A 22,650-nucleotide genomic window follows, 5' to 3' on the forward strand; every position below is an offset into this window, starting at 1 on the left:
GGAGCGGGCGGGCGCTGAGGTGCGGAACGCCTGTGGGTCGGGTGGCGTCGTCATAGACTGTGACCGATAACATCGGAACGCGTCAAGACGTTGCCGAAATGTTTCGGTTGATCGAGCGGACTCAGCATGGCATGGTCTGCGCGTTGTGGATGGGGCGCAGGGCGCCGGTCGGAGCCATGTGATCGGTAACAATCCGAAAGCCCGGAGCGGGTGGCTCTGGTCGTGGTGCGAGTGTCGGGAGCCGACGGTGGCGGCCTTAGGTTTCCGCCAGGTTTCCGTTGACATCACACATCATATGACTTAGCTTTGCTGCATTCCAGCTGACGGCCGGCCCGATCCGGCCATTCTCGAGATGAGAATCAATGAAGCAGCGAGTACTCTGGCCGGCCGCCGTCGCGGCGATGCTGGCCTTGGCGGGCTGTGGAAGCGCCACGGGCAGTGAATCCCCGTCCGACGCGGCGAGCGGCAAGCTCGTGGTGTGGGACTGGAAGTCCAGTGACAAGACCGCAACCGCATACGTGGAGAAGGCGAAGGCCGATTTCGCCAAGAAGCACCCTGGCGTGACCGTCGAGTTCGTCGCCCAGCCGTTCGACCAGTACTACACGCTCCTCGGAGCGGCGATCCAGGCGGGCAAAGGCCCCGACGTCATGCTGTTCAACGGCGGCGGTCAGATCCGCGACCGGGTCGACGCGCTGGTCCCGCTGGACCAGTACCTCAGCCCGGACAAGGAGCGCCTGGCCGGCTGGGACGCGTTCACCAAGGACGGCAAGGCGTTCGCCGCGCCGGTGACCCTGCAGGGCCACCCGATCTACTTCAACAAGGACCTGTACAAGAAGGCCGGGCTCGACCCGCAGAAGCCCGCGACCACCTGGAACGCCTTCACCGCCGACTGCGCCGCCATCACCAAGGCGACGAAGGCCACCTGCTTCTCGCTGGGCAACAAGGAGGGTGCCGGCATCCAGTTCTTCCTGTCGGCGCTCGGTTCGGGAATCTTCTCGCCCCAGGAGTACGACGACTGGATCGCCGGCAAGCGCGACTGGAACTCCCCCCACGTCAAGCAGCTCTTCCAGCTGTGGAAGGACGTCGAGGCGGGCGGCCTGAACAACAAGGGCGGCAACTCGACCACGATGTTCACCGACGCCTTCGGCATCTTCCAGGCGGGCAAGGCGACCAACATCATCGGCCTGATGTCCGACATCGGGCACTGGAAGGACTTCAACGAGTTCCTCGGCCCCGAGAACGTCGGGGTGATGAAGTCGCCGGTCATCGCCGAGGGTGCCGTGCCCAGCCTGCCCTTCGACGGCGGCATCGGCTACGCGGTCGCCAAGTGGACCAAGGACCCGGCCCTGGCCGCCGACCTGGTGCGCTCGCTGACCTCGACCGACGCCCTGACCGCGTTCTACACCAACGCGGGCGCGGTCGTCTCCGACACCACCGTCAAGGCCGCCGAGCCGGCCGTCACCGCGCTGGTCGCCGACCTCAAGACCGGCAAGCCCGCACTGCACGTGGCGCTGTCGTCGAAGACCATCGAACTGATGGGTCGGCTGTCGCAGCAGATCCTCGACGGTTCCGTCACCGTCGACGCCGCGCTCAAGCAGCTCGGCGAGTCGGACCGGAGCTGACCACAGTGCCGCTCGGTGATTTCACGCCGCTGTTGGCCCGCCCCGCTCGGGCGGGGCGGGCCGACGGGCCGGCGACCGCGTCACGCAGGCGTCCCAGGGCCGGCAGGCTGTCCTCGGAACGGCTGTCCCCGTTCGTGCTCATGGCCCCCGCCGTCGCCGTCATCGTGCTGTTCCGGCTGTGGCCGCTGCTGCTGGGGGTCAACTTCTCCTTCACCGGCGACGGCGAGCGCAACGGCGCGGCGGTCGGGCTGGACAACTACGCGGAACTGTTCGCCGACCCGCTGTTCCTGGGCGCGCTGCGCAACGTGGGCTGGCTGGTGCTGCTGCTGCCCATCGCGGTGGCGATCCCCGGGATGCTGGCGACGTTCATCTACCTGCGGGTGCCGGGCCACCGGTTCTACCGCAGCGTGTACTTCTTCCCCGCGGTGCTGTCACCGGTGATCGTGGGCTCGATCTTCAACCTGCTGCTGTCCTTCGACGGCCCGGTCAACAGCCTGCTCGAACTGGCCGGCCTCGGCCCGGTCGACTGGCTCGGCGACTCCGACGTCGCGATGTTCACCGTCGTCGGCGTGCACGTGTGGGCGACGTTCGGCATGTCGCTGGTGGTGTTCCTGTCCGGCTTCGCGACACTCGACCCCGCCCTGCTCGACGCCGCCCGCTCCGACGGGGCCAGCCTGCCGCAGGTGATCCGGCACGTGATCATCCCCGGCCTGTCCCGGACGATCCAGTTCGTGTTCGTGACGACCATGATCGGAATGCTGACCTCCATGTTCGGTCTCATCTACGTGATGACCAGCGGCGGCCCGGGCGGGTCCACCTACCTGCCGGAGTACTACATCTGGATCCAGCAGGGCCAGATGAACCGCCCGGCGTTCGCGTCGGCGGCCTCCACCGTGCTGTTCCTGGTCATGCTCGTCGTAGGACTCGCGCAGGTCAGCTTCCTGCGCCGCACCGGTAGGGAGGACTGATGCGCGGCGCCCGTTTCAGCCGGTGGCTGATCGCCCTGCCCATGGCGCTGCTCGCGCTCGCGACGATCTACCCGCTGGTCTTCACCGCCAACGCGGCGATGAAGACCCGCCGCGACTACATCCTGGACCGGTTCGCGTTCGCCGACACCCTGCGCTGGGACAACATCGCCACGGCCTGGACCAGCGCCGGCACGGCGCGCTACTTCCTCAACTCGGTGATCGTGGTCGCGGGTGCGTCCGCGTTGCTGCTGCTGCTCGGCTCGATGGCCGGGTTCGCGCTGAGCCACCTGCGGTTCCGCGGATCCCGGGCGCTGTTCCTGGGTTGTCTCGCGGCGCTGTTCGTGCCGTTCCAGGTGATCATGGTGCCGCTCGTGCGGACCATGGCCGACACCGGGCTCGTCGACACCTACCCGGGGCTGATCCTCGCCTACACGGCGCAGTACCTGCCCTTCACGATCTACCTGATGACCAGCTACTACAGCGCCATCCCCAGCGAGATCGTCGACGCCGCGCGCATCGACGGCAACACGACCTACGGCGTGTACCGCAGGATCATGCTGCCGATGGGCCGGCCCGCGCTGCTGTCGGTCGGCGTGCTCAACGCGCTGTTCTGCTGGAACGACGTGCTCATCGCACTGCTGATGATGCCGTCCGCAGAGCACCGCACCCTGATGGTCGGGGTGACGTCGCTGCGCGGTCAGTACTCGGCCGACATCCCCACGTTCGCCTCGGGGGTGCTGATCGCAGCCGTGCCCGTACTGGCGGTCTACCTGTTCTTCCAGCGCCGGATCGCCGACGCTGTCACCGCTGGTTCGACGAAAGGCTGACATGCGCATCACTGGGTATCGCGCCCTCAACACCGTGCAGGAATGGGGCCGGCCCGTCGGCGACGCCAACGGCGTGTACGCCGACGGACTCACCGACGTGCCGATCGTCGTGGTGACCACCGACGAGGGTGTCACCGGTGTCGGCATGGGCCCGCACGTGGAACTGGACGCGATCTTCGCCGCCATCGACGGCGAGGACCCGCGGGCGGTGACCGCGCTGTACGACAGGATGCTGCGGCAGACGTTCAAGGCCGGACACGCCGGAGCCGTCTTCGGGGCGATCGGGGCGTTCGACTCCGCCCTGTGGGACATCAAAGCGAAAGTCGCGGGCCAGCCCCTGTGGCGCCTGCTCGGCGGCCGCGACCGCGTGGTGCCCGCCTACGCCTCCGGCCTTGACATCGGCCTCGACGACGACGACCTGGCCGCCACCTACAAGGCCTACGCCGAACTCGGCATCCGGGCCGCGAAGCTCAAGGGCGGCCTGGACGTCGAGCGCGACCGGCACCGGCTGGCCCTGGTCCGGGACGTGCTCGCCGAGGCCGGCGGCGTGTCCCGGCCCGGCCTGATGCTCGACGCGAACGAGTGCTGGACCCGCAAGCAGGCGGTGCGGCACGTCGCCGAACTCGAACGGACCCTCGACCTGATCTGGGTCGAGGAGCCCGTGCGGCGCTGGGATGCCGAGGGCCACGCCGCGGTGGGCCGGGGTCTGCGGGCGTCGGTCGCCAGCGGCGAGAACCTCAGCGGGCTGGAGCAGTTCCGGCCCCTGCTGGCGGCGGGCGCGCTCGACATCGTGCAGACGGCGTCGGTGTGGGGCGTGACCCACTTCCTGCGGGTGTCGGCCCTGGCCCACGCGTACGACCTGCCGGTCAGCCCGATCGGCACCAACCCGGTCGGCCTGCTGCACGCGGCGACGTCGGTGCCCAACCACCTCGTCAGCGAACTGCAGGCCCTGCACCCACCGGTGGGTGTCGACATCGACCTGCGGATCGAGGACGGATCGTTCGTCCTCGGCGACACGCCCGGTCTGGGGATCAGCATGGACGAGGCGGCCATCGCCGCCTGTGCGCTCCAGCCGGCGACGGTGTCCTTCGACGGGCCGGGTGTGCGGCCCGAGCAAGCCGGCCGGCGGCTGTTGGCTGTCGCCGGCTGAACGGGGGTGGCCCGCGCTCAGGGGTGCGGGCCTGGTCCGGGTGGGTGTGGTGGCGTGAGGGCGCCGCACCTGCCCGGACCGGCCGAAGTGCCGGCGCGCCGTCGGCGTGCGCGCCGGCACTTCGGCGGGTCCGGAGTCGGTCGGTGTTCCTGCGACCGTGCCCGATGCGCGCAGATAACCATTCGTGCGAGAATCTTCGTGGTACGGAAGCGGAACAGTGACATATGACATCTTACCTGTGACGTCTTAACAGCGTGCCGTACACTCGTCGTCGTCGGGTCTGGTGGTCCGGCGACCACTGCTCCGGGAGGGCGCGTTGACGCGGCAGGTTCTGGCCGACCCGTTCGGCATACCTCATGCCTCCGCCGGCGACGCCGGCCCGCCCCGCGCCCGCGGCACCAAGCTGGGCATCAACGTCGTGCAGCAGATCGTCAACGACATCGTGCGCGGCGTGCTCACCCCGGGCTCGACCCTGCCGCCGGAGGCGGACCTGTGCGACCAGTTCGGCGTCAGCCGGACCGTGATCCGCGAATCCGTCAAAGTGGTGCAGGAGAAGGGCCTGGTCCGCATCGAGCACGGCCGGGGGACCCAGGTCACCGACCCCCGGCAGTGGAACCTGCTCGACGACGTGGTGCTCACCGCGATCATCGCCCACGACGCCAACCTGTCCTTCCTGGACGAGCTGGTGGCCACGCGCACGGCGCTGGAGGCGGACATGGCCGCCGCCGCGGCGATCTCGCACACCGCCGAGGACAGGCTGCGCATCAGCGCCTCCCTCGAACTCATGCGCTCGAAGAAGGACAACGTGCCGGAGTTCGCGGCCGCCGACGCGCACTTCCACGACATGGTCATGGCCGCCTCGCGCAACCGGCTCGGCCGCGCGATCGTCAACAGCATCCACGACAAGGCTCGCGGCAGCATGCGCTACCACGGGGAGTACAACGAAGCGGTGGTGCGCCAGACCCTGGACGAGCACCAGGCGATCCACGACGCCATCCTTGGCAAGGACCCCGCCGCCGCCGCCGCGACGATGCGCGCGCACATCACCGGCTCGTGGAGCCGTCGGCGTCCGCAGACCGACGCGGAGGCCCCGGCTCCCGCGCCGCGCCGCCAGTCGGCCCGCTGACCGAGGGCGCGGCCGGAGCGCTCCCGGCGTTGTCCGCATTCCCCACGCGACCGACCTGCCCGGCAGGTCGGTCGCGTTGTCTGAGCAGGTGCTGCCCAGCCCCGGCGCTCGCGGTGGCGCACCCTCTGATTCGGATCGCGGCACAATTCTTGGATCAGGTCTTGCTATGACGTCATACGTATGATGAGGTTGCGCCCAGAGTGTTTCGCTCGGGTTAATACGCGCCGTCCGCAAAGGATCGTGCCGTGTCAGCCCGTCGGGCACCAGACGGCGCCGGCCCGCACCCCGCCGCGTGCGGGCCGGCGTCCCACCCGACCGGACTGAAGGCCGGCCAGCGCCGCTCTTCACGACGATACGGAGTACCGCAGTGCAGGAGCAGGATTCGGCCGGCCCCGCCATGGGTGACCGCGGGCGGCACAGGTGATCGTCGACGCGCACGTGCAGCTGTGGTCGGCGGACAACCACCGGCTCGCCGCCGCCGAATACGCCCCCATCCGGCGCCACTACGGCGTCGGCGAGTTGAAGGCGGAGCTGAACGAGTCGGAGGTCGACGCCTGCGTGCTGGTCGAGGCCGCGGGCGTCACCTCGGCCGACACCACGCGGTGTCTGGAGGTCGCGGCCTGGACGCCGTGGGTGGTGGGCGTGGTGGGCTGGGCCCCGCTGGCCGACCCCGATCTCGGCGAGATCCTCGGCAAGCACCGGGCCGAACCCGGCGGGCAGCGGCTCGTCGCGCTGCACGAGCGGGTGTACGAGCTGCCCGAGGACTTCCTCGACCGGCCGGCCGTGCGGGCGGGTCTGGCGACGGTGGCCGAGTGCGGCCTGGCGATCGAGCTGGCGGTGCGGGCCGAGCAGCTGCCCTCCGTGGCGCGGCTGGCCCAGGCGATGCCGCACGCCCGGATCGTGCTCCAGCAGGCCGGGTCGCCCTGGGTGACCGGCGGCGTCGAAGGCCTGACCGAGTGGCAGTGGGCGATCGCGCCGGTCGCCGCGTGCGACAACGTGCGGGCCAAGCTCAGCGGCCTGGTGACGCTGGCGCACTGGGACCGGTGGTCGGTGGACGACCTGCGGCCCTATGTGGAGCACGCGGTGCAGGTCTTCGGCGTGCGGCGGCTGATGTTCGGCTCGGACTGGCCGATGTGCCGGCTGGCGGCGACCTATGCCGAGTCGCTGCGCGCGATCGCCTGGCCGTTCGGCGGCCTGCACCCGGACGTCTTCGCGGCGACCGCCGTCAGCACGTACCAGCTGGACATCAGCGAGCTTGCTCGCCCGGTGTGAAAGCGCCTGGCGGCTGGACGTCGGCGAGCCGGGGCCCGGCGTGAAGATCTTTTGCCGTTCGCGCAAGCCGTAGCGGGCTGGTGCTGAGAGACGGCACTGGGCACAGGTCACCGTGGCCCGGTGCCGCGATGGCGGCACCGGGCCTCCGGCCGTCAGGAGCCGGTCGCCTCGATCCGGCTGCGATCGATGCGGTAGACCCGGGTGGCGGTGCCGGCGAGCACGTCACGCCATCCCGCGGCGTCCAGCTCCGACAGGGCCTGCCGGACCAGGTCCAGGGTCCGGCCGTAGGTCTCGTGGAGCAGGCAGATCGGCCAGTCGCCGCCGTACATCAGCCGCTCGGAGCCGAACAGCCGCAGCGCTGTGCGCAGGTGGGAGCCAAGCCGGCGCAGCGCCTCACCGTCCGGGTCGTCGCCCAGGTACAGCCCGGAGAGCTTGGCGTACACCCGGGGACAGCCGGCGAGGAACTCCAGGTGGTGTGACCACTGCTCGGCGTGGTCCAGTCCGGCCCGCAGCGGAGGTGCGCCGAGGTGGTCCAGGACCAGGTGCAGTCCTGGGTGGCGGCGGGCGACCTCGGCGGCGGTGCCCAGCGCTGCGGGGCCCGCGGCGACGAAGTCGAACGGCACCCCGGCTTCTTCCAGCAGGCCGAGCCCTTCGTCGACGTCGGGGCGCAGGATCCAGGACGGATCCTCGCGCTCGTGGATCAGGTTGCGTACCCCGACGAACAGCGGATCGTCGCGCAGCCGGGCCAGGCGGTCGACGGCGACGGACGGCCGATGCAGCGGGACGTAGCCGACGACGCCGACGATCCGGTGGTCGGACCGCGCGGTCTCCAGCATGAGGTCGGTGTCGAAGTCGTCGTCGGCGGACTGCACCAGCACGGCGGCCCCGACGCCGTGGTCGACGAGCGCGGGCGTGACCTCGGACAGTGTCATGGCGCGGTCGATCGGCGCCAGGTGGGGGCCGAGCCAGGGGTAGACGCCGCGCGACGGATCCCATACGTGCAGGTGCGCGTCGATGATCGTCTCGCGGGGAGGGTGGGTCATGTGCGGCTCCGGGAGTCGGTGGAAGCGGGCGGCGGTCGGCGCGCGCTGAGCGTTGTCATTCGGCGAAACATATGATGTCATATCTGAACTCGATCCGATCCGGACAGGCGAGGTCGAGTGCCCCAGCCGAAATCGAGGCGCACCAAGCCATTCCGCCGCATGACAGCGACACGTGTACGTCGTGCTCGAACGGCAGGCACGCACGGCGGGACGCCGGTTCACGAGAGGGAAGCCATGCACCGAGCCGTATACGAAGGTGACCGGCGCTTGAGCGTCGTCGACGTGCCGGAGACCGCACCAGGTCCAGGGCAGGTGCAGATCAATGTCGCATTCACCGGGATCTGCGGCACGGACCTGCACATCCTGCACGGCGACATGGACCGGCGGGTCGCCATGCCCGCGGTGCTCGGTCACGAGATGTCGGGAACGGTGGCCCAGCTCGGTGAAGGCGTGGACGGCTGGAGGCCTGGCGAGCCCGTCACCGTCCTACCCGTCCTGCCGTGCGGCACGTGCGTGACATGCGCCGCCGGGCACGGGCACGTCTGCCCGCGGCTCACCTTCATCGGCATCGACAGCGCCGGGTCCATGCAACAGCGCTGGAACGTGCCCGCCGGGGCGCTGGTACGCCTGCCCGACACCCTCGACCTGGCCCACGGCGCGCTCGCCGAACCGACCGCCGTGGCCGTGCACGACGTACGCCGCAGCGGCCTGACCGCCGACGAGCACGCCGTCGTGGTCGGCGGTGGGCCGGTGGGCCTGCTCATCGCCGTGGTCGCCCGGCGCACCGGAGCCCGCGTGCTGGTCCTGGAGCCCAGCCCGCAGCGGCGGGCCGTCGCCGACCGGCTCGGCTTCACGACCGCGGACCCCACCACCGCCGACACGACCGCGCTGATCGGCGACTGGACCGGCGGTGAGGGAGCCGCCGTCTGCTTCGAGGTCTCCGGCGCGGCCGCCGGAGTCGCCACCGCCGTGCAGGCCCTGGCCCCCCGCGGCCGGCTGGTGATGGTGGCGATCCACGCCGCACCACGGGAGGTCGATCTGCACCGCTTCTTCTGGCGCGAACTGACCATGCTGGGCGCCCGGCTCTACAGCCGGCCCGACATGGCGACCGCCGTCGAGCTGGTGGCCGACGGCCACATCCCGGCCGCGCAGCTGATCACCCACGTGGAGCCGCTGGCACGCGTCGGCGAGGCGTTCGCCGCCCTGGAATCCGGGGCCGGTGTCATGAAGGTGCTGCTCGACTGCGGGTCCGCCCGGTGAGCGCCGCCATGTTCGACCTCACCGGCAAACTCGCCGTCGTCACCGGGGCCCGCCGCGGCATCGGCCTGGCCGTCGCGGACGCGCTCGCGGGCGCCGGAGCCGACATCATCGCCGTCAGCGCCCAGCTCGAACCGGACGGCAGCGAGGTCGCCCGCCGGGTGACGGCCCACGGCCGAGGCTGCGAGGTGCGCGCGGTCGACTTCGCCCGGCGCGAGGCGGTCGCCGAGCTGGCCGCCGACCTCGCAGGCCGGGAGCGACCGGTCGACATCCTGGTCAACAACGCCGGCACGATCGCCCGCGCACCGGCCGCGCGGCACAGCGACGACGACTGGGACCACGTGCTCGCCGTCGACCTCACCGCGCAGTTCGTCCTGGCCCGGGAGGTCGGGCGGGCGATGCTGGACCGGCGTACCGGGAAGATCATCTTCACGGCGTCGCTGCTCAGCTTCCAGGGCGGGATCACCGTGCCCGGCTACACCGCGGCCAAGTCGGGTGTCGCCGGGCTGACCAAGGCGCTGGCCAACGAGTGGGCCGCGCACGGCGTCAACGTCAACGCCATCGTGCCCGGCTACATCGCCACCGACAACAACCAGGCGCTGCGCGACGATCCCGTACGCAACGCCGCCATCGTCGACCGCATCCCCGCCGGGCGGTGGGGCACCCCGGCCGACCTCGCCGGGGTGGCCGTGTTCCTCGCCTCGGCCGCCTCCGACTACGTGCACGGCGCGCTGGTTCCCGTCGACGGCGGCTGGCTGGGCCGGTGACCGAAACGGCGACGCTCGGCAAGGAGCATTCATGCAGGTGATCGCACTGCACACGCGGCTCAGACCCGGCCTGGAGGCCGAGTACGAACGCATCCACGCCAAGCTCTCATCCGAGCACGAGCAGGCACTGCGCGACAGCGGGGTCCACTCGTGGCACATCTGGCGCGACGGGCTCGACCTGTTCCACACCGTGGTGTGCGACGACTGGGACGGCATGGAGACCGCGATGGCGAAACTGGAGCTGACCGAACGCTGGCACCAGGTCATCCACCCGATGCTGGACATGACGGTGTCCCAGCGCGGCCCGCTGCCCCTCGTGTGGCATTTACCCTGACCAGCCGACCTCGACCTGAATCAAGAGGAGTCGCCGTGAACCCGCCCGCCGCCGTGATGCCCACCCGGCCGCTCGGCCGCACCGGCCTGAACGTGTCCACGCTAGGGTTCGGCGCGGCCGGGATCGGCAACCTCGGCTACGCCGGATCCGACCTCGCCGCCGCGCGGGCCGTGGACGTCGCATGGGAGGCGGGGATCCGGCACTTCGACACCGCGCCCCACTACGGGCTCGGCCTGTCCGAGCGGCGACTGGGCGCGGCGCTGCGCGCTCAGCCGCGCGACGCCTACGTCCTGTCCACCAAGGTAGGTCGGCTGCTTCGCCCGCATCCCGCGCCGACCGGCTCGGATCTGGCGGCCGGCGGCTTCGACGTCCCCGATGACCTGGTGCGCGTGTGGGACTTCACCGCCGCCGGCGTCGCCCGCAGCATCGAGGAGAGCCTGACCAGGCTGGGCGTCGACCGTATCGACATCGTCTACGTCCATGACCCCGACGACGCCGTCGACGAGGCGATCAGCCAGGCGATACCGGCCTTGATCGCGCTACGGGACCAGGGCGTGATCCGGGCTGTCGGCGTCGGCATGAACCAGTGGCAGGCGCCGCTGCGCATGGTCCTGGAGACCGACCTCGACGTCGTCATGCTGGCGGGCCGGTACACCCTGCTCGACCGGTCGGGCGAGCACCTGCTTGACGAGTGCGCGCGCCGAGGGGTGGCCGTCGTCGCGGCCGCGCCGTTCAACTCGGGCATCCTGGCCAGGCCGTGGCCGCAGGACGGCGCGAGCTTCAACTACGCGCCGGCATCGGGCGAGGTGCTCCAGCAGGCTCGCCGGCTGGCCGAGACCTGCCAGGAGTTCGATGTCGCGCTGCCGGTCGCGGCGCTGCAGTTCCCACTGCGGCACCCGGCGGTGGCGGCGGTCGTCTCCGGCATGAGATCGGCCGAGCACGTCACGGCCGCGGTGACCGGCCTACGGACACCGGTGCCGGACGGCCTGTGGCAGGCGACGGGCTGATCCGCTCGCGCCGGCGGGCACGCCGCACCGTGATACCACCGCGGGGTCGAGACTGGACGTCTCGACCCCGCGGTCGTGTCATGCCTCGCGCTTGCTCATCAGCTGCGCAGGGTCCACTGCTGGTTCGTGCCGCCGTGGCAGCCCCACAGGTGCAGCAGGGTCCCGTTGGCGGTGGCGTTGCCGCTCGCGTCCACGCACAGGTTCGACTGCACGCCGGTGATCGTGCCGTTGGAGTTGACGTTCCACTGCTGGTTGGCCTGACCGTTGCAGTCCCAGATGACCAGGCGGGTCCCGTTGGTGGTGCCCTGGCCGGTGGCGTCCAGGCACTTGTTGCCGTAGACCGTCAGCTGCTTGCTCGCGGTATAGGTCCACCGCTGGCCCGTGCCGCCCGCGCAGTCCCACAACTGCACCTGGGTGCCGTTGGCAGAGCTGGCGTTCGGCACGTCGACACAGCGTCCCGACTGGCCGCCGACGATGGTGACGCCCTGCTGGGTGCCGGTCTGCACGCCCGCCGACGCCATGACCGCGCGTGCCGCCGTCGGCCAGTTCCCGCCGCTGACGACCACCGTGCCGGTGTTGGTGTTGCCCCGCGAGCCGCTGGTGATGTTGGTGTTGGTGCTGGTGGTCCAGTTGTTGGTCAGGGTCAGGTTGCCGGTGTTGTTGTTGGCCCAGTGCTGCCCGTACGCCCACTGGCCGATGTTGTCGAACACGTTGTTCGACGCCGTCAGATAACGCGCCCCCTCGTCGAAGTACAGCCCGAGCCAGCCGTTGGTGTTGCGGAACCAGTTCTGGCTGATCGTCGAGCCCGGCAGCGCGGACAGCGCGTAGAACGCCGCACCGTCGGTCATCTGGCGCATGACGTCGTGGACGTGGTTGGCCTGCACGCGGTAGTTCGCCGCGATCGTCGCGGTCGTGTATCGGGGCTGATAGTTGTAGAGCCCGCGGTCGATGTAGTCCTGCGCGCCGCCGGCGTCGTTGGCGCCCCAGCCGTAGCCGATCGAGATGCCGGTGTAGGGCAGGTTGTAGACCTCGTTGTTGGTCATGGCCGAGTCGGCGGCGTAGGTGATGAGCAGCCCGACGTGGCTGCGGTAGTCGATGGCCACGTCGTGGACGGAGTTGTTGCTGTAGACGATGTCGCGGTTGACCATCCGGGAGTCGCTGGGGTGGTGCGCGTCGGCCTGCACGCCGCCGGCGATGACGGCGCCGGCCGAGATCTGCTCGAAGGTGTTGCCGATCACGTCGATGTCGGCCGCGCCGAGGCCGACGCCGGTGGCGTGGGCGTTGGCGTCGTTGCCGATGCCGAGCCCGACCTGGCCGAGGTTGGTGAACCGGTTGCCGGTGAACCTGATCGCGTTGGCGGCCGACACCTGCACCGCCGCGGGCATCTGGCGCCAGTTGGGCCGGGTCGCCTCGAACTGCGGGCAGCCCGACTGGCACGAACTCAGCCAGTTCGACGGCCGGGACCAGGTGCCGTAGATGTACGCGCCGGTCTGCTGGTCGGCGTAGCCCTGGCTGCTGTTGGGCTGCAGCCAGCTGGTGTACGAGAACTGCAGGCCGGAGAAGGACAGGTGGTGGGCCGGCGCCGCGTAGGTGCCGCCCACCCGCAGCAGCGACTCCAGCCGCGGTAGCTGCACGTCGGCGGTGGCCATGTTCTCGCCGCTCAGCGGCTTGTAGTAGAGCTGGCCGGCGGAGGTGTCCAGATACCACTCGCCGGCGGCGTCGAGGAACTCACGTGCGTTGACCAGGTACATCGGCCCGGCCCGGAACGGGCTGCTCAGCGTGTCGTAGCCGAAGGTGTTGTTGTTCCAGGCGGGCTGTTCCATGGTGATCGTGTTGCTGCTGATGGACTGCACCGGCACGTACCGGTCGGTGAACGAGTTCACCGACTCCAGCTCGATGCGGTCTTCGGCGGCGACGTTGTTCAGATACGACAGCGCGCTGTTGGTGAACGTCATACCACTGGTCGTCATGGTGAAGTCGCCGCGGTTGACCTGTGTGCGGGCCCGGGTCGCGATGCGGCCGTTGACGTAGAGCTGGCGGGTGTCGAAACCGGCGCTTGCGGCGGCGCGCCAGATGTTCTGCGTGGCGTCCACCTGCGTCCAGCCCGTGACCCGCTGTCCGCCGGAGATGACCGGCTGGGCGCCTGTCGCGGCCTGCCAGAACACGGTGTAGCCGTTGGCGCCCGAGTCGGCGGACGTGAATGTCAGCGGTGCGGACAGGGCGTAGGCGCCGCCGGCGAGCTGGACCACGATGTCCCCGCTCATCGTCGGCGCGAGGCCGCGCACCGACGACTGGGCCTGGGTCAGCGAGCACGGTTGCGCCGTGGAGCACGCCGTGCCGGATCCGGTGGGGGACACGTAGAGGGTCGTCATGACCGCGGCGGTTGCGGGAGTGGCGGCCAGCGTCGACGTGGCGAGGAGTAGGGCGGCGCAGAGGGCTGTCAGTCGGGATCGGTGTTTCGTCTGTCGTCGGGCGTGGCGGAGTGCAGAAGCCACAGTGGCGTCCTTCCACGAGGTGAGCCGCTGGCGGGGGCACAGCGGGCAGCGGTGAGCCGTCATCAGCGGGAAACGCTGGCGTAACCGATGGCGTGCATCACATCACATGTATGACGTCATAGCAATATTGAAGTCGATGGGAGCCGGGGCGCGTGTGGAGAGTGGATGCGCGACAGCGTGCGCCGCGCGCCGCGGGCGTCTTTCCGGTGCCCGCGGCGCGCCGGCTCGTGCGCTGTCCGGGTGTGGACGGCCCTGCGGTCAGGAGCCGATCGCGATGGCGAAGATGTGCATCGTCGGCACCCCGGACGCCGGGCGTGAGCTGATGTTGGGCAGCTCGACGCGCACGACGGCCTTCGCCGCCAGCGACACCCCCGCGTAGTAGATGGTGGCGGCCGTGTTCTCCCGGCGGTTGCCGGGGCGGTTCTGGTAGGACATGACGATCGCCGCCGTCGCGCCGCTCTTGGGGCCGCCGTACCAGTCGGGCACGCTGAGGGTGAACGACTGGCGGGTGCCGTCGGCGTACACCACGGTGGCGGTGCCGCCGACCGCGCCGTACGTCCCGGCGGCCAGGAACCCCAGCTTGCTGCCGGTGCCGCTGATCGCGACGGACTGGCCCGAGGCGATCACGTTGTCCGCCCCGCCCGGTTGGACGTTCGGCCACCGGAAGGTGACGCCCTCGCGGGTCAGGGTCGCGCCCGGGGTCACCCCGACCAGGGCCAGCGCCTGCGCCGACAGCGTCGCCCCGTTGCCGTCGAAGTCGCCCACGCCCGTGTTGCTGTCATTGGTCGTGCTGACGTTGGAGAACAGCTGCTCCAGCGTCGGTGTCGTCTGTCCCGTCGGCTGCGCCCGGTAGGTGCGTCCGGCCTGGACGGTGATCCGCACGCAGTCGGATTCGACCCGCGCTGGGGTCACCGTGGAGCCGTCGGCGGTGTCGACCACGGTGAAGCCGCCGGTGAACAGCCGTGCCCGCACCTGCACCACGCCCGCCCGGTCGGCCCGGATCAGCGCCTCGGTGAGCTGGCCCGAGCTCCAGGTCAGGCTCACGGTGTAGCCGCCGCGGCCACGCAGGCCGGTCACCCGGCCGCTCGCCCACGCCGAGGGCAGCGCGGGCAGCAGGTGCAGCTCGCCGTTGTGGCTGTGCAGCAGCATCTCGGCGATGCCGGACGTGGCCCCGAAGTTGCCGTCGATCTGGAACGGCGGATGCAGGTCGAACATGTTCGGCGCGAGCCGGGACGTGTTGACCAGGTCCCTGATCAGCTTGTGGGCTCGGGCGCCCTCCTCCATCCGCGCCCAGAAATTGATCTTCCAGGCGAGCGACCAGCCGGTGCCGTCGTCGCCCCGCAGCTCCAGGGTCCGCCGCGCGGCCTCGAACAGCGCGGGCGTCGCCCGCTTGGTGATCTGGTTGCTCGGGTGCAGGCCGTACAGGTGGGAGATGTGGCGGTGGTACTGCTCGGTCTCGACCCAGTCGGCCAGCCACTCCTGGATGTTGCCCCGCGAGCCCACCTTCATCGGCGCCAGGCGCTGCCGGGCCGCGCGGACCTGCGACCGGAAGTCGGAGTCCACGCCGAGCACCTCGCTCGCCGCCGCGCACCCGTCGAACAGGTCCCGCAGGATCTGGTTGTCCATCGTCGGACCGGCGCAGACGCTGACGTTGGAGTGGTGGGACAGCTCGGGGGAGTTCGACGGGTTGGTCACCAGGTAGCCGAGATTCGGCTCGGTGACCAGCGTGCTCAGGAAGAACTGGGCCGCGCCCCTCATCGCCGGGTAGTTGGCGCTCAGGAACGAGACGTCGCCGGTGAACCGGTAGTGGTCCCAGATCAGGGTCGCCAGCCACGCGCCGCCGGTCTGCCACATGCCCCAGAAGGCGCCGTCGACCACCGACGTCGCCCGCCACGCGTCGGTGTTGTGGTGGGTGACCCAGCCGCTCGCCCCGTACTGCGCCTGAGCGGTCCGGGCCCCGGTGACGGCCAGATCCCGGATCATCGCGAACACGGGCTCGTGGCACTCGGCCAGGTTCGTCGTGTCGGCCGGCCAGTAGTTCATCGGCAGGTTCGCGTTGATCGTGTACTTCGAGTCCCACGGCGGGGCCATCTGGTCGTTCCAGATGCCCTGCAGGTTGGCCGGCTGCGTGCCGGCCCGCGAGGAGGCGATGAGCAGGTACCGGCCGTACTGGAACAGCAGCGCGGAGAACTGCGGGTCGGTGACGGAGGCGTGCTGGCTGATGCGTACGTCGGTGGGCTGGTCCGCCGCGGAGGTGCGCCCGAGGTCGAGCGTCGTGCGGTTGAACAGCGCCTGGTAATCAGTGGTGTGCCGGGCGAGCAGAGTGTCGTAGGAGACGCCGCGGGCGGCGCTGAGGTGGCGGCGGGCGATGCCCTGGTGGTCGCCGCTCACGTCGCGGTAGCTGACGTAGCTCGACCCGATCGACACGAACAGGGTCACGCTGGTCGCGCCGGACACCCGCAGCGTGCCGCCGGAGCTGGAGACGGTGCCGCCGCTGGCGCTCACCCCGGCGAGGGCGTGGAACCGGACGGCCCCGGTCACCCCCTCCATGGAGCCGGAGGTGCCGTTCAGGGCGATGGTGCTGCCGTCCGGGCTGGACACGCTCGACGACTGCGGGCTGTCGAACGCCGCGGTGAACGTGACCGCCCCGCTGCGGTCGGCGGTCAGCCGCATGACGATCACCTGGTCGGGCGCGCTGGCGAACACGTCGCGCTGGTAGCGCACGCCGTTCATCACGTAGGTGACCGAGGTCGTGGCCGTGGTCAGGTCGAGGCGGCGGTGGTACTGCGAGGCGCTGCCGGAGGTGGGGAACGTCAGCCGGAGGTTGCCGACCGGCTGGTAGGCGAGCTGCCCGACGGGCCTGCCGAGCATGCGCGAGTTGATCAGGTCCTGTGCCTGGCCCCACTGGTTGGCGAAGACCAGCCGCCGGATCTCCGCCAGCGCCCCCGCCCCCGCCGTGTTGGCCGGGTCGTGCGGGCCGCCGGCCCACACCGTGTCCTCGTTGAGCTGGAGCCGCTCGGTGTCGACGTTGCCGAAGACCATCGCGCCCAGGCGGCCGTTGCCGATCGGCAGGGCGCGAAGCCAGTCGGTGCCGGCGGATTGGTTGTACCAGAGTGCCAGGTCGTCGGCCGCGAGCACCTCGGCGGGCGCGGCCGAACCGGCCTGGGCTTCGGCGGTCCACGGCAGCGGCGAGAGAATGGCACCGGCGCCCACGGCACCGGTCTTGATCACTTGTCTGCGTGTCAGATCCGACATCGCTCAACTCCCTCGGAGCGAACAGGGTGAATGGTCAGTTGGCTGGTGCGTCGAGGTGGGAGGGGGAACCGGCCGGTGGGCCGCCACCGGCCGGTTCGGTGACCGTCAGGGCAGGACGGTCACTGGAAGGAGGCGTCGTCGAGGTAGTAGCCGTCGGTGCCCGCGGCCGTCTCGACGTAGAGGCTCGCGCCCGTCAGGGTGCCGGTCCAGGAGACGGTGGCAGTGCCGGTCAGCTGGGTCCAGCCGCTGGAGTTGACCGTCGTGGCCGGGGTGAGCTGCACGTAACTCGTCGAGCCGTTGGCGGTCACGGCGAGGGTGACCTTCGCCGACGGGGTGCCGCTCTGGGTGCGTACCCAGACGCTGGTGGTGTAGCTCTTGCCGTTGACGAGCTTGCCGGTGACGTCCTGGCGGATGCCGTTCCACGACGCGGTGCGGCCGGTGAGCAGCAGCGACCGGCTGCCGCCGTGCACCACCGACGTGTTCGACGCGAGGGTGCCGCTGCCGAACACGGCCCACCCGGTCGTGCCCGACTCCATGTCGGCGTTGGCCAGCTGGTTGCCGCTGGAGGAGCCGCCGCCGAACTGCCACCAGTTCACGTTGAACAGGCCGCCGCCGCTGCCGGTGAACCGCAGGTACAGGTCACGGGTGCCGGTCGCCCCGGACACCGCGCAGGTGACCGACGCCCAGGTCTGGTAACCGCCCGTGCCGGACACCCCGCACGTTCCCACGACGGGGCCGCTGGTGCTGTCCAGCCGCAGCTCGATGTTGCCACCCGCCCCGGCGGAGGCGACCCGGGCGGTGAAGGAGGTCGCGCCGGAGCCGAAGGCGACGCCCTTGACCTTGATGTAGTCGCCGTTGTCGATCCAGCCGACGTCGAGGGTGCCCTCGCTGGCGGGCTCGGTCTCGACGCCGCTCTCCCAGGCGATGGTCTCGGCCTCCTGGCGCACGTACGGGTTGAGGGTGCCGATCTGCGGTGCGCCCGAACTCGTCATGTTGATCGTCGGGATGGTGCCGTTGCTGTTGTAGGTGAACTTCTCGACCGCCACCGACCGGGCGTAGCCGCCACCGCCGGGCAGCGCGCCGTTGTGGTAGAAGAAGTACGAGCCGCCGTTGAAGTCGATGACGCCGGCGTGGTTGGTGAAGCTGGAGCCCTGGCGCGGCATGACGGTCCCGCGGTAGGTCCACGGCCCGGTCGGGCCCGTCGCGGTGGAGTAGCCGATGAACTCCGAGCAGCATTCGGCCGCGAACACGTTGTAGTACAGGCCGTTGCGCTTGTAGACCCAGGGGCCTTCCTCGTACAGCGTCGGGCGGTTGGCGTTGCCGTTACGGGTGCCGTAGCCGCTGGTGGTCAGCGGGATCTGGGTCGGGCTGCCCGAGTACGAGATCATGTCGGTGTTCAGCCGGACGTACCACAGGCGCGGGTTGCCCCAGTACAGGTAGGCCTGGCCGTCGTCGTCGATGAGCACGTTGGGGTCGATCTCGCCGTTCTCCACCAGTGGCCGTCCGAGGGCGTCGGTGAAGGGGCCGGTGGGGCTGCTGGACACGCCCACGCCGATGGCCATGCCGCCGGTCGCCCGGTTCTTCACCGGGACGTACCAGTAGAACTTGCCGTTGCGGTAGGCGACGTGCCCGGCCCAGGCGTCGGCGCTGGCCCAGCTGAAGGTGGACAGGTTCATCGGCACGCCGTGGTCGGTCCAGTTCACCATGTCCGCCGACGAGTAGACCCGCCACTCCTTCATCGTGAAGTAGGTGGACCCGTCCTCGTCGTGGCCGGTGTACAGGTACACCCGGCCGTTGTGGACCAGCGGGGCGGGATCGGCGGTGTAGATCGTCTGGACGATCGGGTTGTCCGCGCCGGCGCCGACCGGCGCGAGCGTGAGCGCGAGCAGCACGCCGACGCCGGTGGCGGCGAGCCGTCGCAGGCCGTGCCGGGTCCGTGGGTGTGTCACGAGGTCTCCTTCGGAAGTCGCCGACCCCGGGCGACGTCCTGTCCGGAAACGTGCTCAGCGACGCCCGGCCGCCGCGTGCGCGAGGCCGAGGCGGGGGAGGACTGCGCCGGAGGTCGACTTGTCTGCGGAACGTGAAGTGCGCTGTATGACGTCTGAGCACGCCGCACACCTGGCCCGGTCGCCTGAGGTGCGCGATCGGTGCCCTGCCAGCCGTTGCGGATGAAGGTGCCGACCATCCCGCGGTCAGTCGAATGTGAACGATAACAGGGCTTGAGTCAAGATGTGACGAAAAGGTTTCGCGTGTGCGCAGGTCAGGTGGACCCTCCACAGCAGAGCCGATCAACTGGAGAAGATCGATGCATGCAGGTGGGTTGACAAGCATGATGTGACCGATAACATCGACCGAGCCGACTTCCTGATAACACGTCATATGACCTGGCCGTCACCAGCATGTGACAGCGAGATCAGCAGGTTCGGCAACTTGTTTCGTCGAGGGTGTACCGGCGGCGCGGGACCCATCGACCGGCGATCCGTGACGGCTCCATTCCACCGTCATGGGTCGCCACCTGTCGGGCGCGGCGGGCCGGCAGGAGCATCTCCGCCACGGCGGCTCGTGCCCGCCCTGGCCTTCACTCGTCAGGAAGGGTCCACATGTCCACCAGGGACGGCCTCCCCCCGCACCGCGCCAGACGATGGTTTCCCGCAGCGCTGACGCTGCTGCTGGCCACGTCCGGTGCCACCGCCATCCTCGCCACGGCCCCCGCGGAGCTCGGCGGCCCCGCGCCGGCGCAGGCGCACACCATTGTCAGCACCGACTACCAGCAGGTCACCCTCGCCAAGGGAGTGTCCGAGATGGGCGAGCCGATGACGCTCGCCGTGCTGCCCGACCGCTCGGTCCTGCACACCGCCCGCAACGGCACCCTGCGCCGCACCGACGCGTCCGGCAACACGGCCGTGGTCGGCACCATCTCGGTCTACAGCCACGACGAGGAGGGCCTGCAGGGCGTCGGGGTAGACCCCAACTTCGCCAGCAACCGGTTCATCTACCTCTACTACGCTCCGCCGCTGTCGACCCCGAGCGGCGACGCGCCCAGCACCGGCAGCAACTGGTCGGCGTGGCAGGGCGTCAACCGGCTGTCCCGGTTCACCCTGAACTCCGACTTCACCGTCAACCAGTCCAGCAAGGTCGACATTCTGGACGTGGCCGCGGACCGGGGCATCTGCTGCCACACCGGCGGCGACATCGACTTCGACGCGGCGGGCAACCTGTACCTGTCCACCGGCGACGACACCAACCCGTTCGAGTCCGCCGGGTTCGCCCCGCTCGACGAGCGCACCAACCGCAACCCCGCCTATGACGCTCAGCGCTCCGCGGCCAACACCAACGACCTGCGCGGCAAGATCCTGCGGATCAAGGTGAACGCGAACGGGTCGTACTCGATCCCCGACGGCAACATGTTCGTCGACTCCGACAGCCGGACCCGGCCGGAGATCTACGCGATGGGTTTCCGCAACCCGTTCCGGATCAGCGTCGACAAGGCCACCGGCGTGGTCTACGTCGGCGACTACGGCCCGGACTCCGGCAGCACCACCAGCCGCGGCCCGAGTGGGCAGGTCGAGTTCAACCGGGTCACCGGGCCGGGCTTCTACGGCTGGCCGTACTGCACCGGCACCAACAGCTCCAGCGAGACCTACGCCGAGTGGGACTTCGCGAGCAACAGCGCCGGATCGAAGTACAACTGCGGCGGCGGCCCGACCAACAACTCGTTCCGCAACACCGGTCTGACGACCCTGCCGGCGGCCAAGACGGCCTGGATCCGGTACGCCGGCGACTCCGGCAGTCCGTCGGAGTTCGGCAGCGGCTCGGAGTCGCCGATGGGCGGCCCGGTCTACCGCTACGACGCCTCGTCGTCGTCGAGCACCAAGTTCCCGCAGGGTTTCGACGGGCAGTTCTTCGCCGGCGAGTTCGGCCGGGGCTGGGTCAAGCCGATCCACGTCAACTCCGACGGCAGCCGCGGCAACATCGAGACGTTCCCGTGGAACGGCAAGCAGGTCATGGACATGGCCTTCGGGCCCGACGGCGCACTGTACGTGCTGGACTACGGCACCGGCTACTACAACGGCGACGCCAACTCGGCGCTGTACCGCTACGACTACGTGGGCAGCGGCAACCGGGCCCCGACCGCCGTGGCGAGCGCCGACCGGACCTCCGGCGCGGCCCCGCTGACGGTCAACTTCTCCTCGTCGGGATCGTCGGACCCCGAGGGCGGGACGCTGACGTACTCCTGGGCGTTCGGCGACGGCACGACCTCCACGTCCGCCAACCCGTCCAAGACCTACAGCGCCAACGGCACGTACAACGCCACGCTGACGGTCCGGGACCCGCAGGGCGCGACCGGCTCGGCGAGCGTGCAGATCGGCGTCGGCAACACCGCGCCGACGGTCACCATCAACAGCCCCGCCAACGGGCAGCTGTTCAGCTTCGGGGAGACCGTGCCGTTCAGCATCACGGTGTCCGATCCCGAGGACGGCACCATCGACTGCACCAAGGTCAAGATGACCTACGTGCTCGGCCACGACAGCCACGGCCACCAGATCACCTCGCAGAGCGGCTGCAGCGGGTCGATCGCGGTCCCCGTCGACGGCGAGCACGACGACGCCGCGAACATCTTCGGGGTCTTCGACGCCGAGTACACCGACGCGGGCGGCCTGACCACGCACACCCAGCACACCCTGCAGCCGCGCAAGCGGCAGGCCGAGCACTTCAAGACCTCGTCCGGGGTCGCCACCTTCGACAAGAGCGCCGCCGAGGGCGGCAAGACCGTCGGTGACATCAACAACGGGGACTGGATCGCGTTCCAGCCGTACCGGATCAGCAACGTGACGGGCTTCAGCGCCCGCGTCTCCTCCGCGGGCAGCGGCGGCACACTGCAGATCCGGGCCGGCTCGGCCACCGGCGCCGTGCTCGGCTCGGCGACCGTGCCGGTCACGGGCGGGTGGGAGACCTTCGCCACGGTCACCGGCTCGATCACCAGCCCGCCGAGCGGCACCACCACCCTGTACCTGACCTTCGCCGGGTCGGGCACCGGGTTCCTGTACGACGTCGACTCGTTCACCCTGGCCACCGGCACGGCCTCCACGGGAACCGGCCCGATCAAGGGCCTGGCGGGCAAGTGCCTGGACGTGCGCAACGGCGCGACGGCCGACGGCACGCAGATCCAGCTGCTCACGTGCAACGGCGCTGCCGCGCAGACGTGGACGGTGTCAGGTTCGACGCTGCGGGCGCTCGGCAAGTGCCTCGACGTCAACGGCGGCGGCACCGCCAACGGCACGAAGATCCAGCTGTGGACGTGCACCGGCGGCGCCGCCCAGAACTGGACCTACCAGTCGTCGGACCAGACGCTGCGCAATCCGCAGTCGGGCAAGTGCCTGGACGTGTCCGGCAACAACTCCGCCGACGGCACGGTCGTGGCCCTGTGGACCTGCAACGGCGGCAACAACCAGAAGTGGACCCTGCCCTGATCCGGGGGCCCCGCACCGGCGCTCCCACGCACGTGGGGGGGCCAACGCCAACGAAA

At 70.1% G+C, this 22,650-nt stretch carries 15 protein-coding genes; 11 read left to right on the plus strand and 4 right to left on the minus strand.

The annotated features are described in order from the left end of the window. Window positions 1-362 precede the first annotated feature (362 nt). The 6 genes from AB0B35_RS38830 (at window position 363) to AB0B35_RS38855 (ending at window position 6,965) form a co-directional block, all read left to right on the plus strand. Window positions 363-1,622 carry an extracellular solute-binding protein gene (locus tag AB0B35_RS38830; protein ID WP_361055948.1) on the plus strand — a complete coding sequence of 420 codons (1,260 nt, stop codon included), beginning with the start codon at window positions 363-365 and terminating at the stop codon, window positions 1,620-1,622. Between the two features lie 5 nt (window positions 1,623-1,627). Beyond that, entirely contained in the window at window positions 1,628-2,590 is a 963-nt protein-coding gene (locus AB0B35_RS38835) for a sugar ABC transporter permease (protein ID WP_361055951.1), read from the plus strand. Further along, on the plus strand, window positions 2,590-3,417 hold the full coding sequence (locus AB0B35_RS38840; RefSeq protein ID WP_360527164.1) for a carbohydrate ABC transporter permease: 828 nt from the start codon (window positions 2,590-2,592) through the stop codon (window positions 3,415-3,417). Before AB0B35_RS38835 ends, AB0B35_RS38840 begins: the two co-directional genes overlap by 1 nt. Window position 3,418: 1 nt before the next feature. Continuing rightward, window positions 3,419-4,567 carry a mandelate racemase/muconate lactonizing enzyme family protein gene (locus tag AB0B35_RS38845; RefSeq protein ID WP_361055953.1) on the plus strand — a complete coding sequence of 383 codons (1,149 nt, stop codon included), beginning with the start codon at window positions 3,419-3,421 and terminating at the stop codon, window positions 4,565-4,567. 316 nt (window positions 4,568-4,883) lie between these two features. Then, entirely contained in the window at window positions 4,884-5,693 is an 810-nt protein-coding gene (locus tag AB0B35_RS38850; RefSeq protein ID WP_361055956.1) for a FadR/GntR family transcriptional regulator, read from the plus strand. 420 nt (window positions 5,694-6,113) lie between these two features. Beyond that, the gene (locus AB0B35_RS38855; protein WP_361055959.1) at window positions 6,114-6,965 is read left to right on the plus strand and encodes an amidohydrolase family protein; all 852 of its coding nucleotides are present in this window, start codon (window positions 6,114-6,116) and stop codon (window positions 6,963-6,965) included. A gap of 152 nt (window positions 6,966-7,117) precedes the next feature. Here AB0B35_RS38855 and AB0B35_RS38860 read toward each other — a convergent pair whose 3' ends face one another. After that, the gene (locus AB0B35_RS38860; RefSeq protein ID WP_361055962.1) at window positions 7,118-8,008 is read right to left on the minus strand and encodes an amidohydrolase family protein; all 891 of its coding nucleotides are present in this window, start codon (window positions 8,006-8,008) and stop codon (window positions 7,118-7,120) included. Window positions 8,009-8,275: 267 nt separating this feature from the next. Here AB0B35_RS38860 and AB0B35_RS38865 point away from each other — a divergent pair, with 267 nt between their 5' ends. The 4 genes from AB0B35_RS38865 to AB0B35_RS38880 are packed head-to-tail and all read left to right on the plus strand — an operon-like array spanning window position 8,276 to window position 11,373. After that, a complete protein-coding gene (locus AB0B35_RS38865) occupies window positions 8,276-9,268 on the plus strand; it encodes an alcohol dehydrogenase catalytic domain-containing protein (RefSeq protein ID WP_361055965.1) in 993 nt (330 codons plus the stop codon). Then, window positions 9,265-10,032: an SDR family oxidoreductase gene (locus AB0B35_RS38870; RefSeq protein ID WP_361055968.1), complete on the plus strand. Its 768-nt coding sequence runs from the start codon at window positions 9,265-9,267 to the stop codon at window positions 10,030-10,032. Before AB0B35_RS38865 ends, AB0B35_RS38870 begins: the two co-directional genes overlap by 4 nt. A gap of 31 nt (window positions 10,033-10,063) precedes the next feature. Next, complete coding sequence (locus AB0B35_RS38875; RefSeq protein ID WP_361055971.1) at window positions 10,064-10,366, plus strand: L-rhamnose mutarotase; 303 nt, start codon at window positions 10,064-10,066, stop codon at window positions 10,364-10,366. Between the two features lie 35 nt (window positions 10,367-10,401). After that, window positions 10,402-11,373, plus strand: a complete 972-nt coding sequence (locus AB0B35_RS38880; RefSeq protein ID WP_361055975.1) for an aldo/keto reductase — start codon at window positions 10,402-10,404, stop codon at window positions 11,371-11,373. A gap of 98 nt (window positions 11,374-11,471) precedes the next feature. Here AB0B35_RS38880 and AB0B35_RS38885 read toward each other — a convergent pair whose 3' ends face one another. The 3 genes from AB0B35_RS38885 to AB0B35_RS38895 form a co-directional block, all read right to left on the minus strand. Then, on the minus strand, window positions 11,472-13,745 hold the full coding sequence (locus AB0B35_RS38885) for an RICIN domain-containing protein (RefSeq protein ID WP_361055978.1): 2,274 nt from the start codon (window positions 13,743-13,745) through the stop codon (window positions 11,472-11,474). A gap of 381 nt (window positions 13,746-14,126) precedes the next feature. Next, window positions 14,127-17,123: a glycoside hydrolase family 95 protein gene (locus AB0B35_RS38890; protein ID WP_361055981.1), complete on the minus strand. Its 2,997-nt coding sequence runs from the start codon at window positions 17,121-17,123 to the stop codon at window positions 14,127-14,129. 119 nt (window positions 17,124-17,242) lie between these two features. Then, window positions 17,243-19,015, minus strand: a complete 1,773-nt coding sequence (locus tag AB0B35_RS38895; RefSeq protein WP_361055990.1) for a family 43 glycosylhydrolase — start codon at window positions 19,013-19,015, stop codon at window positions 17,243-17,245. A gap of 708 nt (window positions 19,016-19,723) precedes the next feature. Between AB0B35_RS38895 and AB0B35_RS38900 the strand changes: the two genes are divergently transcribed. Then, the gene (locus AB0B35_RS38900) at window positions 19,724-22,594 is read left to right on the plus strand and encodes a PQQ-dependent sugar dehydrogenase (protein WP_361055984.1); all 2,871 of its coding nucleotides are present in this window, start codon (window positions 19,724-19,726) and stop codon (window positions 22,592-22,594) included. The last annotated feature ends 56 nt before the right edge of the window (window positions 22,595-22,650 follow it).

Source organism: Catellatospora sp. NPDC049133 (assembly GCF_040648455.1).
Lineage (GTDB): Bacteria > Actinomycetota > Actinomycetes > Mycobacteriales > Micromonosporaceae > Catellatospora > Catellatospora aurea.

Coding starts and splice junctions, on each gene's coding strand:
- AB0B35_RS38885 (WP_361055978.1), bottom strand. CDS start 13,745: ATGACGACCCTCTACGTGTCCCCCACCGGATCCGGCACGGCGTGCTCC.
- AB0B35_RS38875 (WP_361055971.1), top strand. CDS start 10,064: ATGCAGGTGATCGCACTGCACACGCGGCTCAGACCCGGCCTGGAGGCC.
- AB0B35_RS38890 (WP_361055981.1), bottom strand. CDS start 17,123: ATGTCGGATCTGACACGCAGACAAGTGATCAAGACCGGTGCCGTGGGC.
- AB0B35_RS38830 (WP_361055948.1), top strand. CDS start 363: ATGAAGCAGCGAGTACTCTGGCCGGCCGCCGTCGCGGCGATGCTGGCC.
- AB0B35_RS38845 (WP_361055953.1), top strand. CDS start 3,419: ATGCGCATCACTGGGTATCGCGCCCTCAACACCGTGCAGGAATGGGGC.
- AB0B35_RS38860 (WP_361055962.1), bottom strand. CDS start 8,008: ATGACCCACCCTCCCCGCGAGACGATCATCGACGCGCACCTGCACGTA.
- AB0B35_RS38840 (WP_360527164.1), top strand. CDS start 2,590: ATGCGCGGCGCCCGTTTCAGCCGGTGGCTGATCGCCCTGCCCATGGCG.
- AB0B35_RS38900 (WP_361055984.1), top strand. CDS start 19,724: ATGTCCACCAGGGACGGCCTCCCCCCGCACCGCGCCAGACGATGGTTT.